This is a genomic window from Bartonella sp. AC70YNML, from assembly GCF_042196545.1.
Classification (GTDB): domain Bacteria; phylum Pseudomonadota; class Alphaproteobacteria; order Rhizobiales; family Rhizobiaceae; genus Bartonella.
Genome location: NZ_JBHIQK010000002.1, coordinates 296006 through 313579, shown reverse-complemented (window position 1 = coordinate 313579; position 17574 = coordinate 296006). Strand labels below are relative to the sequence as shown.

10 protein-coding genes and 3 tRNA genes are annotated in these 17574 nt (G+C 35.3%); 6 read left to right on the top strand and 7 right to left on the bottom strand.

What is annotated here, in order from left to right; translation table 11 throughout:
* The first annotated feature begins 155 nt into the window (after positions 1–155).
* The 4 genes from ACFIMU_RS03390 to ACFIMU_RS03375 all read left to right on the top strand — a co-directional run bounded on the left by ACFIMU_RS03390 (position 156) and on the right by ACFIMU_RS03375 (position 3296).
* Entirely contained in the window at positions 156–416 is a 261-nt protein-coding gene (locus ACFIMU_RS03390) for a hypothetical protein (RefSeq protein WP_375606208.1), read from the top strand.
* Positions 382–471, top strand: coding sequence for a YqcI/YcgG family protein (locus ACFIMU_RS03385; RefSeq protein ID WP_375606207.1), 90 nt, complete (start codon positions 382–384; stop codon positions 469–471). The genes ACFIMU_RS03390 and ACFIMU_RS03385 overlap by 35 nt, the downstream gene beginning before the upstream one ends.
* A 68-nt stretch (positions 472–539) precedes the next feature.
* On the top strand, positions 540–710 hold the full coding sequence (locus ACFIMU_RS03380) for a YqcI/YcgG family protein (RefSeq protein WP_375606230.1): 171 nt from the start codon (positions 540–542) through the stop codon (positions 708–710).
* Positions 711–2075: 1365 nt separating this feature from the next.
* On the top strand, positions 2076–3296 hold the full coding sequence (locus ACFIMU_RS03375) for an MFS transporter (protein WP_375608754.1): 1221 nt from the start codon (positions 2076–2078) through the stop codon (positions 3294–3296).
* Between the two features lie 474 nt (positions 3297–3770).
* Here the strand turns inward: ACFIMU_RS03375 and ACFIMU_RS03370 are convergent.
* From ACFIMU_RS03370 to rplU, 4 genes are all read right to left on the bottom strand, one after another.
* Positions 3771–3860 (bottom strand) — tRNA-Ser (locus ACFIMU_RS03370).
* Between the two features lie 1615 nt (positions 3861–5475).
* Positions 5476–8007: a phosphoenolpyruvate--protein phosphotransferase gene (gene ptsP, locus ACFIMU_RS03365; protein ID WP_375606204.1), complete on the bottom strand. Its 2532-nt coding sequence runs from the start codon at positions 8005–8007 to the stop codon at positions 5476–5478.
* Positions 8008–9406: 1399 nt separating this feature from the next.
* Positions 9407–9676: a 50S ribosomal protein L27 gene (rpmA, locus tag ACFIMU_RS03360; RefSeq protein ID WP_273723965.1), complete on the bottom strand. Its 270-nt coding sequence runs from the start codon at positions 9674–9676 to the stop codon at positions 9407–9409.
* A gap of 12 nt (positions 9677–9688) precedes the next feature.
* Complete coding sequence (rplU, locus tag ACFIMU_RS03355) at positions 9689–10165, bottom strand: 50S ribosomal protein L21 (RefSeq protein ID WP_375606203.1); 477 nt, start codon at positions 10163–10165, stop codon at positions 9689–9691.
* 285 nt (positions 10166–10450) lie between these two features.
* Between rplU and ACFIMU_RS03350 the strand changes: the two genes are divergently transcribed.
* Positions 10451–10540: transfer RNA gene (locus ACFIMU_RS03350), tRNA-Ser, on the top strand.
* Between the two features lie 307 nt (positions 10541–10847).
* On the opposite strand, the gene pgi is transcribed toward ACFIMU_RS03350, so the two are convergent.
* The 3 genes from pgi to ACFIMU_RS03335 all read right to left on the bottom strand — a co-directional run bounded on the left by pgi (position 10848) and on the right by ACFIMU_RS03335 (position 16970).
* Positions 10848–12512 (bottom strand): glucose-6-phosphate isomerase, encoded by a 1665-nt coding sequence (pgi, locus tag ACFIMU_RS03345; RefSeq protein WP_375606202.1) that lies wholly within the window; start codon positions 12510–12512, stop codon positions 10848–10850.
* A 187-nt stretch (positions 12513–12699) separates the two neighbouring features.
* Positions 12700–15834 (bottom strand): efflux RND transporter permease subunit, encoded by a 3135-nt coding sequence (locus tag ACFIMU_RS03340; protein WP_375696814.1) that lies wholly within the window; start codon positions 15832–15834, stop codon positions 12700–12702.
* Positions 15831–16970 carry an efflux RND transporter periplasmic adaptor subunit gene (locus tag ACFIMU_RS03335; protein WP_375606200.1) on the bottom strand — a complete coding sequence of 380 codons (1140 nt, stop codon included), beginning with the start codon at positions 16968–16970 and terminating at the stop codon, positions 15831–15833. Before ACFIMU_RS03335 ends, ACFIMU_RS03340 begins: the two co-directional genes overlap by 4 nt.
* A gap of 366 nt (positions 16971–17336) precedes the next feature.
* On the opposite strand from ACFIMU_RS03335, the gene ACFIMU_RS03330 reads away from it, so the two are divergent.
* A tRNA-Arg gene (locus ACFIMU_RS03330) sits at positions 17337–17413 on the top strand.
* Positions 17414–17574 lie beyond the last annotated feature (161 nt).

Below are 17574 nucleotides of genomic sequence, written 5' to 3'. Positions count from 1 at the left end.
TGGGGAGGAAAACATGGATTCAGAAGCGCAAATAATTGAAAATATAGACAAATATTAAAAATGGAAGCAAGTCATTTTTAAAGAATTCAATGCAACCATGAATAACACAATTAGGCCTTTTCTGCCTATTTGGTGTAAATGGATACTCAAAAAATATGCTTAGATTTGGGTTCTACAACAAGCTAACCTCAAAAAATATGATGGAAGACCTGATAACTTATTGCGATAATTATAAAAGTTTTGGAAAGAACACATCTTTTATTGCATTCGAGGAGCCAGCCCCATACAAAGTATCGAAGTTTATAGAGAAAAATTCTGATCTATGCTTAAAAATTTGCGAGATTTTGACAACCGAGAATGACCTAAGTATATACAAAAAATATGTACAATCGTCTATGGGAGTTCTGCTTTCATAGCGAACCTATATTCATAGTTTGCAATACCCCGTCTTATATAAACAGAATTAAGTAAGTTCTATATTTATGTTAACTTTCCAGCTTAAGTGTTTTTTCTGATCTTCTCTCTACAGAACAAAATGCATTCTCGTTATAGGAAAAAAGCTTGAACCTTTTGATATTATCACAAAATCTCCTTTTTTAGGAAAATATGGCGAACCCCAAAATAGAGAATGGACGCAATATTTTCTGCAAAACAACACTATTGAATCCCTACCTTACTCATATCATTTAATGAAACACGATAATGACTAAGTTTTCTAAAATTAAATTAAATAAAAATATTTATGATATATTAAAAATTATGCTGCCAAAACAAGGCTCTATAAAGATACAAAGGGATTTTCCAAAAAAATACGCGATTGACATATTCACAAGGTCGATGAAATTCTCTTGAATTATAGAGGGAGATATATGATTGTTTTTCTAATTGTGACAGCACACAAATTTCGTGATTTATTTTGCCCATTAGAAAATATTGGTTAGTTGAGTAAGTTTTAAAATACATAGCATTCCGTATAATGTAGTGTGTATGTATAAAACTTCTCAGGATGATCGTGTTAATAGCAATGTTTAAGGGGGCTTTTTTTGGAAAGATTTTACAGCAATTACGAGTATCTCTAGAATGAAAAGCGCTGATTTTTAGAACAGAGAGAAACATTGATTATAACAGTTTATTAGGCTAAACGCAGAATATTTATCCTAATGATTGATGGTTAATTGTAACGGAATAGTTTTTTGATAATCATAAAGAAAAAGGTATAGAGCGTGTTTCTTTTAGTTAAGGAAGAGTATTGCTCATTTTTCTTTCTAAAAGTAAGCAAATTCAAAGATAATTTTTTGTTCTTGTAGTGGTGAGAAAATAATTGTTGAATTCAGTGAAGGGAAGATTCCTATAGATTGTTACAAAGTTTAATAAAAGTTGGAATACTTAAAAATTCTCAGTTCCTATAATGATTTAAGAATACCAGATTAGGATACGGAGAATTCAAGAGCTCAAAACTTTGTGATAATATTGGTTTAGAATTACATCTTGTTCATTCAGACGAGATGAGCTCGTTATTATATGTCACAGAAACATAGAGGTGGAGAATTTTAAAAAAGCTTATTCAGAATCTGACTTAAAGGTTATTGGAACTTTAACAGTAAGATTGGTTTTGTCTCATGTTGCTCAAAAATTAGCAACCAATCTTGTTGTGACTAGACTAAATTTGGAAGATCTGCTCACTGAACATTTTTATAATATTATGAAATGATAAAATATTAATATTTCTTCTTGTACCGTACATGAAGCCGGTGCTATTTGTATTTATTATCCGTTGCACCATTGTCCGAAATATATTTTAAGTGGTTGTCACTTGAAATATGCCTTGGAAAATTATTTGGCAAGAGAGCGTACCTATATGTATTGGAAAGTAATTTCCTATTATTTGTCTCAATCTATGCGTACAACGTTACCAAGTATAGAATTCATGCTGACAGATGACTTGCGAAAAATAAGTGTCTATAACGCATTTAGACTAAAATTTTACGAAAAACTGGAATTTAGTCCCGAACCATATTCGATAATGGAGAAAATCGTAAAATGGCTTGAGTCTCTATTTAAGAGGGAAGAGGCTATTGCGTAATTCTGTTTTTCTTATGATTGTGATTGGTTGTTTGACGAGTTTTTGTGCTAGTGGTGTATTATCTATTGGCCTTTCTTTGTTACAATTCCAAGATACAACGGGAAAAGCGTCTGCTACTTTAAATGTCGTTAATTTAATCGCAATTGGAATTGCTGGTTTATGTTTGGGAAATGTGTTGGCGCACTATCAAGGCTTTATAATTGGGTTTTATAGTCAAATTATTTGCGCTTGTTTATTGTCTTTCTTATTATTTATGAACAATCCGGTGCTTATTTTATTTGTATTTTTTTTACTTTCTCTCTTGATGGGGGCTGATAATCCAAATAACAATAGTGCCTTGAATCTGCTGGTTCCAGCTCCCAAACAAAAAGCTGGAATTTTTGCATTTTATACTAGTTGCTGTCAGTTTTTTGTTATTATATCCCCGTTGCTTATATATTTTATAATTGCGCATTTGGGGCACAAAATAGCCATAGCCTTTATTGTATTTATCTATCTTTTGAATGCCAGCTTATGGTTTCGTATAAAGTCTATACAACACCTAAACAGAGTAAAAGAGCTATTAAAAAAGCCATCTCAAAAGGCTTATGGAGTTGGTTTTAGATGCCTTTGGCGGATTTCTGCGTTGCGGTTTTTAACGATTAATCGTATTTTGAATAATTCTCTCTATACGGGGCCTATTGTTTTATTGCCACTTGCTCTTGCTTCTATAACATCAGATAACATAAAATTTACAGCTATTCAAAATTCTATTTTTGCTTTGTCAGCACTGGGTTTTGTGATCAATGGTCTTATCTCATCTTATTATTTACGGAAATTTCCATCTTTAATTCGTTTTTTTGTATGGGGGGCACCGGCTTTTGCCGTGATCGCAATCTCTTTTGTTTTATATTTAAATTTTACTCAATATTCCCTTTATATTATGGGGTTTTTATTAGGTATTGGGCAATTTTATTTTAGGGTATCGGGAATAACAATTGGACAAGCTATCACACCTAGTGAAAATTTAGCCGAGGTTATTTTAGCAGGCGATGCCAGTGTGCGCATTATAACAGCTTTATTCTCTATTGTGCTTTTATATGCAGGAAAATTTTTTTCATTTTCTATATTATACGTCCTGTGTGTATTTATAGGCTTTTGCGCCCCTTTATTTATTTTGCACGGACTATCTATTTACATACAAAGCTTAGAGATAAAAGAAAGTGCCGCATGAATGATGTTCAATTATTATATTACGTCAGCCTTTTTTTGATTATCGTATAGATAAAAATTTTGTACAAATATTCATGACATTAATTTTAAATGAGCACATTGCGTGAAAAAAGCTGAGGTATTCGTTATCTCTCATGTGGATAAAACGCATTTAGCCCGTTAATCAACAAAATTGCAAATAGCACTATGATCACCATTAATTCTAAAAGCTCTACCAGAAGTTAGTGATAATGGCAAAAATCCTTTAATGATATTTGAAGAGATCGTTTATGCTAGATCAGGTTATCTAAAGATCGAGAGAAGAGGAGCTTAGAAATTATAAAATTGATGAAAATTCAATAGTAATTTCTAAGTGTACATAATGACAGGCATAGATCGGCGCGAACTAGTCAATTTCAAACAATAAAAAATCCTGCAAATGCTGAGCTTTTTAAACTATGTCATATCAAGCATATGAAAGTTCGTTTTAAATTAATGGCGGAGAGAGAGGGATTCGAACCCTCGATATGGTTTCCCATATACACGCGTTCCAGGCGTGCGCCTTCAACCACTCGGCCACCTCTCCAGAAGTTTGCACTATACCCAGAAAGAAATAACGTGCAAGTCTAAACTATACATTCAAAACCCAAAAAACAAATTCATTTATTAAAATAAGAGCTTTTATCTGTTGAATAACAAGCACATCTCTTCTTTTTAAGAAAAAACTTTTTTCGTGGATAGGTTTGTAGAATACAATAATGGGAATAAAAAGATTGTCACCAGTTATAAACTTTCATGCTCATTTACGCACTTTCTGCTTCACAAAAAAATACTTCTCTTAAAATTGGCATACAGTCCATGGTTTTACGCAACCAAATAATTAAATATTTCTCGCTTCACAGCATTGATTACCCTAATAATAAATAGAATAATAACGATATGAACTTCTTATATCCCTAATATTAAAATTGTTTATTCAGATAATAAATTTCATTTCAATAAAATCATTCTCGACCTCCTTCTTGCCTCCAAGGATGAAAATCCTTAATCACTATAACTTTGATTACAAACAACTCTCTCTTGAAATGAGATCTACCAGCTAATCACTTTTATGTTTCAGACAATATATAACATATTGATTTATAATGATGAACCATCGTTTACACATCATAAAAACCTCGAATATCGTAATTTTTTCTCACCATAACCCCTTTCATATTGAATTAATTAAAATCACTTGCTTAATAGGAAGGGATGGTATGTGGGGGGAGAACATTTTAAGAGAGGATAAGTGGCTCTTATGCATTTTCTTAAATAGCACGAATTTTTGCAACATTGAGAGCTGTAAAATAGTGTGACGGTGTCAGTTTTCTCTTTCATAGGATCCATAATAAGCCCTACTCTAAATCCTCTACTCAATTTCACACTTCTATATTTAGCTGATACTAAAGAAAATAAAATTCAGACAAAAAACTTTGCATTTTTAATTTAATATGTATGAATATATCTTATTTTCTGAAATGAAAAAATAGTCTCGTTTTGATCAAATACAAAATCATAAAAATGCAAACCTGTTTTCATTTTTACCATATACTTTTAAATTCAGCTTTACAGTTTTCAAAATATCTAAAGTAATCTCAATTATTTAAAAGAGATTACGTATTACTTCATACTTTTGATTATCGCATTCTTTAAGCGTGATATGGTCTCATCACAAAACAGAATACTCTAAAAATACTATTTTCTTTCTCATCCACACGTTTGTTAAAAAACATCTCTTAAAGCTTGTCACATCTACCTCATACGGTGTCTATGAATGGTATAAAATCTATTGGATAGCATCATCTTTCCTTAAATAAAAAGGAAAAGCCAAGTACCATCACGCTATTTATCGCCTAATGTTACAATATCTATTGCTATTTGAGAGAATGCATAAAAGGAATTTATTCTTTCTTAGAGTGTTTTTATCCATACATTATTCCTCTTTGTAATGTATAAAAGAATAATTTTTATTAATTTAATATAGAGAAATTTAAAACGAGAAAACCCTACAATATTCAGGGTTCTCATTATGTAAAACGATAAATTACCATTACAAATTAATATGCTGCCTATAATCGTCCTAAAGGATAATGTTTTACAGCACTAAAGATCTGATTAGTCTGCAAAATGAGCTCGTTCTTTCCCCTTAATGTTCTTTATCACCTTATATCCTTGCTTAGAGCACGTACAGCTCGTGCAGTTTCACATTGTAATGCTTTTTGTGCTAAAATTTTCATATCTTCAAAACTATGAGTCTGTAAATACGCCTTTACTGGAGAAATATCGCAAGATATCATAGAAAGCTCATTAATTCCCAATCCAGTCAAAATCATTGCACCAAAAGGATCTCCAGCCATACCACCACATACACTAACCCAACACTTATTTTGTGCAGCTCCCTGAATAGTCTGATAAATCATACGCAAAACTGCTGGATCAAGGCTATCAGCTTCAGACACAAGGTACGGATTTTGCCGATCAACAGCCATTGTATACTGTGTTAGGTCATTGGTTCCAATTGAAAAAAAATCAACATGGGCGCTCAATACATCTGCCATAATGGCCGCTGCTGGAACTTCGATCATAATACCAAGTTTTAATTTTGGTGCATCAATATCGTTGCGGATTTCCTCTGCAATCTTTTTTAGAGCAACAATCTCTGAAACAGACATGACCATCGGAAACACAATCCATAGATCTCCACCCTCTTTTGCTGCTCGATATAAAGCACGTAATTGAGGCACCAAAAGATCACGTCGACGTAACAAAAGCCGCGTTCCTCGAACACCTAAAAAAGGATTGTCCTCTTTAGATAAATGTAAATGCGTAACCTGTTTATCTCCACCAATATCAAGTGCACGAATAATTAATGGCTTATCTCCTACAGCTGTAATCATCGCCCGATATATATTAAATTGTAGCTCTTCATCCGGAATATATGGATTCTCTAAAAACAAAAATTCCGTGCGCATAAGTCCAACACCTTCAGCCCCCAAATCAAGCGCAACAGGAACCTGATTTGCGTAGTTGACATTAGCCATGATACGAATTCTTTGACCATCTGTCGTTTGCGCTGGTAATCTACACGCACTTATTTCACTGACACGTTTTTGCGCAACAGTATCAATATGCCTTTGAGCATCTTCAACGTCTTCAAGCGTAGGATCAAGGTAAATAAACCCGTTATCGCCATCAATAATAGCCTGAATATCAGACTGAATTGCTAAAATATCATCACCTGCAGCAACAACCATTGGAATACCAAGAGTACGCGCCAAAATAGCTGTATGAGATAACGGACCTCCCCATGCTGTTGCTAATCCTTTTACCCTTGTACAATCAAGTTGTGCTACATCAGAAGGAGAAAGGTCATTTGTAACCAGAATTACACCATGTGGAATATCATTTAAAAAGAACGATCTATAGGATGGATTGATTTCACCTAAAACACGTCGACCAACATCAACTAAATTAACAGCACGTGCTGCTAACAAAGGATTATCCACCTTAAAAAACATATCTGAAAATTGATGAACCGCTCTATCCCAAGACCAAGCGACACCATGACCTTCCGCTATAAAACGACAAGCTTGAGCTATTAAATTTTCATCTTCAAGCAAAACCATTTGCGCAGAAAAAATCGCAGCAGAATCTGCTCCCATACGCACTGTAATATCAGAAATCACAGATGCCATTTTATGTTTTGTTTTTGTAAGAGCATTTTCAAGACATGCTGCACCAGCTGCAAAATCAATTGGCTGATCTATTATGGAAATATCATTTTGCTTTAAAACAAAAATCTTACCAAATGCTAATCCTGAACTCGCTCCAACACCAGAAATGCCTTTTTGCATAGAGCGTGGATACCAACCATGAAAAGCCTTTGTTTGAGATTCCATTGCTCTCATCAGACATTTTTCGCTAATACTCACTTTTTTTGCAATAGCAATGGCATCATTGAGAAGTTGTGCTCCTTCTGCAGCATCTGTAGAAAAAATCAGAACATCACCGTTTTTTGCTCCTAATTGCAATAAACCAACTAAATTTTTCATTTCAACGGTATATTGACCATGGCGAACTCTGATAGAGCTTTGAGCCTTTTTCGCAAAATCAACCCAAAGAGAAGCTGGTCGTGCATGAAGACCACTTGGATAATCTAAAATCCATTCCTGACACACCGAAAGGTCACCAATAAAAGTTTTTTCTATCTTCATATTTTTGTCAAACAAAGTTGTAACAATTTGCTGTTTGTCCATAGTTGTTGCAAGTACTTCAAGCTGTTTTTTATCAAATAAAAGAGACGTCAATTTTTTACAAATTTCTCTATAGCGATCTGGACACGCTGCAATGGCAATAACCAAATATGCTTTCTTGCCATCCTGCCACTCAACACCAGCAGGAACCTGTATAACAGCAACAGCATCCTTGATAATTAAATCACGATTTTCAGCCATACCATGAGGAATGGCTATACCATTTCCAAGCCAAGTATTGGTTGTTTCTTCACGTGCCAGCATACTTGCCAGATAACATTTATCAACGGCACCAACCTGCACAAGCAATTCAGCAGCAGCATAAATTGCATCATTTTTATGATCAAAAGCAGCTGCAAGTTTTACAGATCTTATAGACAAGATTTCACCATCAGTAAAATCTACATTCATTGCTTCTGCTTTCTCATATCTCATCATGAATTCAAATTGCCTCACATTTGAACACCAATATCTCTGATAAATTCCTTTTCAAAGCTGCATTTCCCAAAATACAAGCTATAAATACCACCACAGCTTTATTTATATTTTACGGAATATAGCTAAGTGAGGTGCTTAAATACCTCAATGTAACCGATAAAACAATTGGATATTATTATCTAGCCAAGTGCTTAAAATCATCATAAGCAAGTCTGCCTCTTACTCTTTTACTTTACAAAGACAAAAAAACCGTTTTTTACAGCACCAATCACCTGAAAAACTATGCTTTCAAAACGTTCTCATTATCCTAAGTTATTCAACATAACTTTCCATTATTCTCCCTACAAGAAAGCATCCTTCCCAATCATCCGTAACTTCAGCTAATATTTTAATTGATTCCTCAAAGTTTATTTAACCTATTATCCCTCTTTATAAATTCATTACATAATTACAAATTGCTCCATGCAATTTATCATCTTTAAAATTCCGTACTGCCCATCTTATGATATCAAACTCTCGATATATAATATTTATATATTTTAAGCTACACCTTTACTTCAATCAATATCGCAAATACACAATGCCCTCTGTCGCACATTTGCAAAGTACGACACCCTCAAGCACCATCACCAACTACTAAAATCAAGAAAAACTCTACAAATAAGATAAATAAAGTAAAAAATGAAAAGCAGTTATTGCCTTAACCCTAGCTTTTATGCTTGTTTATTTTCAACAATACACAATAATAGTGAAATCAGAAAAAATATTCTTGAAGGGCGCTGATTGCACGTTAGTTATTTTTATATCTTTAAACACCGTCCTCCTTAAAAATATAATTTCACTCTCGATTTACCGAAAATTCCTTAATACACGTCACTTTCAAAGTAGTTTTGACTGCCTTCTTATGGATTTTTTTATCCTTATGTCTTTTTAAATGAATAGCCCCACCTATCCACACTACCACCTAAAAACAGTATGACAACTCATCAATACCACAATGCCGATAAAAAGACCCATCTTTATCAAAATGATTACATAAAGAATGCTCTCATTAAATTTCTCATAATTTTCTGAAAACAAACTGCTTCTCTTATAAGAAATTACTCGACACTTCTTTATACATAAAAAGAAAATCTCTCCTCACTATTATTATACAGAAACTTATCAACAAATTCTATCATAATATCAATATGTTCAGAACTAAATACTAACATAACAACGCACAAACTTTTTCCCTCATTGAGAAAAGTAATTTCCCCAATTCTACCTTTTATCTTCTACATTTATTATAGTACCAACGCAAAAAGGGAAAGATGAGATTCATCTTTCCCTTTTAATACTTATAAAACCACAACTACAATTCAATGAAATCCTGTTTATGGCTAGAGAGTGTTACAGATTACTCTGCTGCCTCCACCATAGGAATGACTGAAACATAGGAACGATTACCCGCTTTGCGTTGAAAAGAAACCTTTCCATTTGATAATGCAAAAAGCGTATGGTCTTTTCCAATGCCGACATTGTTTCCAGGATGCCAACGTGTACCACGCTGGCGAATAATAATATTTCCGGCAATAACGGTTTCACCACCAAATTTTTTAACGCCTAGACGTTTCGATTCTGAATCACGACCATTACGCGAGGAACCACCAGCTTTTTTATGTGCCATAGACGCTCTCCTTTAATCTTTCTTACTCTTTGATGCTACAGATACTTTCTTCTGCGACGCAGTCTTTTTTTCAACCGTTTTTTTAGCCGTCTTCTCAACAGAAGCAGAAGCTTTTGTTTCTTTTGGTGTAGTTTCTTCTTTTATAGGTTTCTCAGCAACTTTTTTAGGTTTTGAACCACCCATTAAAATTTCTAAAACACGAAGCCTCGTAAACTCTTGACGATGGCCACGCGTGCGTTTAGAATTTTGACGACGGCGCTTCTTAAATGCGATAACCTTGCGCCCACGTGCCTGTTCTAAAATCTCAGCTGTCACCAATGCATCAGCAACGACAGGGGTACCAATAACCGCATTACCTTCTTGCCCAACCATTAATATGTCATTGAATTCAACTACATCACCCGCATTTCCACTAACTTTTTCAACTTTTACCACTTGATTAGCAACAATGCGGTATTGCTTACCACCAGTTTTAATGACTGCGAACATTTTTTATCCTTCCGTTCACTCCAGCTCTTATTTAATTTCTGCCTTGAAATAAGGGAAAATAGGCTGCTTTTTATCAGTCGTAATAGATCTCAAAGAAGGATAAAACCTTCTTCAACACAAATATGCGCAGATTTCCCCACGCTTATATTTTGTATATATGAAGGAATTTCTATTCTCTGTCAATAAAGTCCCATAAAAAAGAAAAAAAGGTTGTACCAAAAACAATTGAAGGTTATCTACCTCTTATACACTCAAATAATACCGATTTTTGTTTCACTTTATTATGGAGAGATGGCTGAGTGGTTGAAAGCACCGCACTCGAAATGCGGCATAGAGGCAACTCTATCGGGGGTTCAAATCCCTCTCTCTCCGCCACAGTTTATAAAGCGATTGTAGCTTGCCAGCGGGTTTTGTATATTTTGCCACTAGGTTTTGTACCAATTCATTTTTTTTCAAAGAGTTTTAAAGGTGTTCTCAAAGGGTCTTCAAAGACCTCTCAAAGGTCTTTATCGTTTTTGCGAATAAATTCTCATTTTTACAATTTTTGCACTTTTTTGATTTTCTGTTACATAAATCTAATCCAGATAATAAGAGAACGCATAGTAAAATTAAAGAATTATCTCATATTTCTTTCTCATTCTACTTTTGCTTAGTTAGTACAAAAACTACTGTAAAATTATATTTATTTTGCACGTCTTACTTGAATATGTGCTAGCAACCCTAATGTTGAACTATCACGATTATCCGCTTTACTTTCTCCACGAAGAATTGGTAGTAACTCATTTGCTAATTCTTTACCAAGTTCAACACCCCATTGATCAAATGAATTAATATTCATTAAAATCCCTTCAACAAAAGTACGATGTTCATAAAGCGCAATAAGACGACCGAGTGCAAAAGGTGTTAATAAATCCTGAACCAGCGTAATGCTGGGACGGTTTCCTTTAAAACTTCTATGAAGAGCTAAATAACCTGCTTCACGTTCATCAACTCCATTTTTTATCAAGATATGCTGAGCATCTTCAATACTACGCCCCTTCATCAAGGCTTTTGACTGTGCTAAACAGTTTGCTAGCAACATCTCATACATAGAATGTAAATTTTTCTCATGCCCTTTTATAAATAAAATAAATTCTACAGGAATAACATCTGTTCCTTGATGCAGAAGCTGAAAAAAAGCATGTTGACTATTTGTGCCTGAATCACCCCAAACAATTGGACCACTTGAAAAACTTAATGGTTTTCCATCCAGCGAGACTTGCTTACCATTTGATTCCATATCAAGCTGTTGTAAATAAGCTGGAAAATGTATTAAACGCTGCGCATAGGGAATAATAGAGCGTGATGAATAACCACAAATAACACGATGCCAAAACCCTAAAAGAGCAAAACGAATAGGAATATTTTTATGCAAAGGCATGGTTTTAAAATGTTGGTCCATTTGCAAAGCACCATTGAGAAATTGGCGAAAATTTCGACCACCTATTGCAAACATCACAACAAGCCCAATGGCTGACCAAATTGAATAACGCCCTCCAACCCAATTCCAAAATTTAAAAACTCTTGTCGAATCTATGCCAAATTCTGCCACTTTATCAAGCGCACTCGAAACAGCAACAAAATGCGTGCAAATGGCTTCTTCTCCTAAATGTGAACAAATCCACTGACGTGCAACTTGAGCATTTACCATTGTTTCAGCCGTTGTAAAAGTTTTAGAAGCAATGACAAACAGCGTTGTTGCTGGATTCAAAATAGAGAGAGTATCAGAAATATGAGCACTGTCAGCGTTAGAAACAAAATGACAACGTGGACCATCATGATAAGGTTTTAAAGCATATGTAACCATTGCAGGACCAAGATCAGATCCACCAATACCAATGTTTACAATATCACTTATTCTCTCTCCATTGCTTCCCTGATAGCTTCCATCACGTACCTTTTCAGAAAATCTTTCCATGTCTTCAAGAACATCTTGAATATCGCGAATAAGATCATGGCCATCCAACATGAAAATTTCGTCAGCAGGTAAACGTAATGCAATATGAAGAACCGAGCGTTTTTCAGTTGTATTAATCGCTTGACCAGAAAACATTGCATCACGCCGTCCTAACACATCTGCTGCAACAGCTAAATCATCTAAAAGTTGCAATGTTTTAAATGTTACCCCACATTTTGAAAAATCGAAAAGAAGATCATCAAGTCTGAGAGAAAAATGGGAAAAACGCTGTTCATCTGCTAAAAAATGTCGACGAATATCATAGACCCCATCCTTTGCGGCATGGCTCCTTAAAGCATTTAATGCGGCTTCAAAAGCCTTTTCATTTCGAATCGAAAAGCTATCTCCCATAAGCTTATCCTATACAGTTATTGACAATGAAATCTATGCCCAAACAATAACAAAGCAGAAAGCATCTCCTTTATTGCTCCCTATCTTTACTGTTCACATAAAAACTAAGGAATATAAAAGTAAAAAATAAGATTTGAAGATGATATTTTTACAAGAATAAACTTTTAAATCTTTTCCACTCGATACATCATTTAACTTTATTGAGTTCTTTTGTTAATAATATAGCTTCTTCTGCTTTTGGTCTTATAAAACGCCCTAAAAAAAGATAAACAACCGGTGTAACATAAAGCGTAAAAATAGTTGCTAAACCTAAACCACCAACGATAACCCAACCTAAAGCTATACGCGCTTCTGCGCCAGCACCTTTGGCTAAAACCAAAGGAATACCTCCTAAAATGGCACAAATCATTGTCATACAAACCGGACGAAGGCGAATGTTTGCTGCTTCTTCTACAGCTTCACGCACGCTTCTTCCCTGATCACGTAATTGATCTGCAAATTCAACAATAAGAATACCATTTTTTGCCATAACGCCAATTAACAAAATTAATCCAATTTGGCTGTAAATATTCAGACTCACACCACTCAATAGCATAGCAATTACAGCACAACCAATCCCTAATGGGACAGTGGCCATGATAATAAATCCTGAAATAAAGCTTTCAAACTGAGCTGCCAAAATCAATAAAATAATCAAAAAGGCAATGCCAAAAACAATCATAAAACTGGAGGATGTTTCATTAAGCGTTTCAGCTTCCCCTAAGGGAACTATATAGGTCCCTTTCGATAACAAAGGAGAAGCAATTTTCTGTACCGTTTGGTAAGCTTCCCCTAAAGCAATACCTGGAGCAAGATTTGCGCTTAAAATAACAGCACTCATGCGTTTTTCCCGTTTTAATTGGGGAGAGATAGCTTTTTCATGTAAACGTGCAATAACCGATAAAGGAACATATCGATTGTCTTTGGTCTTTAAAAAAATGTTTTCTAAATCACTAGGACTCTTCATAGAATTTTTACGCGACATCAATTTAACATCGTAAGAATGATCATCCACGTTAATGGAACCAATCTTTTTACCATCCAACATTGCTTGTAATGTATCGCCCAAATTGGTGATATCAATCCCTAAATCGGAGGCTTTTTTTCGATTGATTTCAATGAAAAATTGCGGTTGTGTTGCATCAACAGTAAGACGTGGACGAATAAAACGCGGATCATCTTGTAAAGTACTCACCAGCTTATCAGCAATGGGTTGTAATGTTGCATAATCATTGCCAAGAATTGCAAATTGTAATCCTTGCCCAGTTCCTCTCACACCCAGAGAATTTCCCTGCGCAGCAAACACAAAAACTGCGGGAAACTGTTTAACCTTTTCATTAATATCTTTCACGATTTCTTGCTGACTCCGTAAACGTTTATCCCAAGACGAAAGCAATAAAATCAAAAAAGCAGTATTGGGTGAACCACCAGCACCCGCAATAGAGTAACTGTTAGCAATCTCCCCTGCATCACGTAATGGCTGTAGACTTGCTTCAATTTGCTCTACTTGCTCGTTCAAATATTGTGTTGAAATACCTTGTGGTCCATTAATAACCAAAAAGATCACAGCTCTGTCTTCTGCTGGCGTTAATTCCTGTTGTAGCTTCGTATAGCCTCCAACACAAAGACCCGCAAAAATAAGTGAAGCAAAAACAACAGCCCAAGGCTTTTCTAAACACTTATGCAAACTGTAAGTGTATGCCTTATGAAAAAAAGTACCTAATTTATATAAAAAAGCAAAATGATGGGACTCTTCCTCTTTCTCCTCAATATGTTCTTTGAGAAAACGCGAAGCCAACATGGGACAAAGCGTTAAGGCAACAACTGAAGAAAGCAAAATAGAAATTGCCAAAACAAAACCAAATTCTCTAAAAAGACCTCCAACTTGCCCAGGAAGAAAGGAAATAGGAACAAACACAGCCACTAAAGTCAATGTTGTTGCTAAAACAGCAAAAAATACTTCACGTGTTCCTATCACCGCCGCAGCCCTAGACCCTAAACCCATGTTGCGCCACCGAACAATATTCTCAAGAACAACAATAGCATCATCCACAACAAGCCCTGTTGCTAAAACAAGTCCTAAAAATGTGAGAATATTTAATGAAAATCCTACAAGATAAATAGCTGCAATGGTACCAATCAAAGCGACAGGAAGAGATACAGCAGGTATCAGCGTTACACGAATGTCTCTGAGAAAAAGAAAAATGACCAAGATAACACTCAAAATAGCAATAACCAACGCAACTTCAACCTCATGAAGAGCGCTTTTAATAAAAACTGCATCGTCATTAATAACGTCTATATGTACAGAAGAAGGAACAATACTTTTGAGATTATCAACAACGGTTCTCACTCCTTCAGAAATATTAAGAGTGTTGGATTGTGCTTTACGCACAATTCCTAATCCAATACCTGTCTTTCCATTGATACGGAGAATAACCTTTTCTATATCCGGCGATAAAGTGACATGCGCAACATCACCAAGATGTACATGAGGTTTTAAAACAACTTGTTCAAAAGATTCTGGTGTTGTTAAACGTGCAGTAGCACGCACAACTAAATTTTGCGTAGAATTGCGTAATGATCCTACTGGCACATCCGTTGTCATATCAGCAAGAACACGAGAAACATCTGCTACGGTTAATCCATAACTTGCAAGTTTTGCTTGATCTATATCAATCTGAAAAATCTTTGTGCGAGCGCTATCAACCTGTACATCACCAACACCATCAACAGCGGAAATTGCATCAACAATCTGATCGTCTACAATCGTGGTTAAATCATCAACACTCATTGTTGGTGACGTCACAACCAAATACATCATGGCAGCAGCATTGGAATCTGCTTTAATAATCAAAGGCGAATCCGCATCTTTCGGTAAAGTATACGTAATGCGAGACAGGGCATCACGAATATCAGATGCTGCAACATTCAAATCAACACCAACATTAAAATTAATCTGCACACGGGAGCGCCCAAAAGAAGACGTTGAAGAAATCGTCTTAACACCTGAAACACGAGAAACAGCATCTTCTATAATTTTTGTAACTTCACGATCAATTGTTTCTGCCGACGCACCAGAAAACACCGTCACAATCGTTGTTACGGGAGTATCAACATCAGGTAATTCTCTTACATCAACATTTAACCATGCTGCAAATCCTGCAATGATGATCATAGCATTTAAAACAAAAGTAAAAACCGGTCTGCGAATAAATAAGGTAATGAGACCACCTTGCTCGACCTGTGACATCGGCTGTTTTGTGCTCAATTCTTGGCTCATTGTATATCCGTTCCGTAAACTGCTGGTAATTGCTGTTGATGAGACTTTGGATCATCAATCGTTACTTTACTTCCTGGATAAAGCATTTGTACTCCTTGAATGACAACTTGATCACCATTTTCTAGGGGTGCTTTTACGAAAACTTGATCTGCTTTATGCTGAATAATTGATACGGGTATAGCCTCTACTTTCCCTTCTCTCACACGCCAAACGAATGACCCTTTACTGTTCCATTGAACCGCAAGAGGATTAACGACAGGGAAAGAACCACTATGAAATTGCAAGGCAACAGAAAAAGACATACCAGACATAAGCGTATCTTTTTCATTATTAATTTCAACCTGAGCATGAAGTGTGCGACTTTCTGGATCAACGATATTATCAATCGCATAAATATGACCAACAAAAGATTTGTCTGGCTGCGCAGTTAATGTTGCCGTTACCTCATCTCCTTTATGGATGCGCGACACATATCGTTCAGGAGCCCATATGTCGACCAAAATACGTTCTCTATTCTCAATACGGCCTATTACAGTATTAAGGGTCACGTTATTCCCCGCATCAACAGGCAAAATACCAACAACTCCAGGAATCGGTGCACGAATTGTTCGCCGATCGAGATCTAATTCAGCATTACGCAAAACTAAATTTGCATTATCCAACTCTAAGCGTGCTGTAATTTCTTGAACTTCTGTTGCTGTATTGCTAGCACGTAATTTAAGAATGCGCGAAAGCGTTAACGCATTATTATCACGTTGTACTTTTGCTTTTGCAGCCGCTATTTCCTCTTTTTTAGAATCAAGCTTTGCAATCACATCACCTACTTGTACTTTTGTACCAGCTGACACAAAAAGCTTATCAATAACACCTGGAGATAAAGGGGTGAGCTCGACTTCTGCAAGTGCTTGTCCACTCCCTAGAACGTTAAGTTGTTCATAAAAATCTTGATTTTTTACAAGATCAACGACAACCTTTACCGGTGGTTTTCTCATTTTTCCATTTGAATCTTTATACGATACTCTTGTTTTATCCACCATAGAAATGGGTTGGTCTGCACTCTTTTTTCCAACCCAATAAGTAACCGTTAAAACAACGATTAAAAACACTAATGGAAAGATCTTTTTTAATAACGCCATACATCCGCCCTTGCTGTGTCATGTTCATCTGAAATAGTTTTCAACAGTAATATCGGCGTTTTACACAAAAACCCAACAGCGGGTGTATATATCTTACCCCACCGCAAAAAACACATCTCATCTCTGCTTGACTATCTTTCATAGATTAAAACGTCAAGTTAACTATCGTTCATATTGCTTTGTATGCTCATGACAAAAAAATGTTCATATCAAAACCAACTGAAGCCATAATATATTATATCCTTTTTTAAAATATATCATAAAAAAAAGAGATTTTTTTTATGACGACTCAAGTTTCACTTGCATTTCTTTAATGAAACGATTAGGAACCCTTTGTCTTAGACAATGTAAAAAATTGAAATGTATGCACCCGTAGCTCAGCTGGATAGAGCACCAGACTACGAATCTGGGGGTCAGGAGTTCGAATCTCTTCGGGTGCGCCATCTATCAATATCTTACTTATAAAGTCAGACTTTTTAAATTCTTTATTTTGTGATCTATTATTTTGTATTTTGTTATTTCATTCTGTTGTGGGGCGTTTCTTTAGCCATTTTGCTAGAATAAAATGTTATGAGTCCTTCAATTCAGCTCTAAGGTGCTTTTA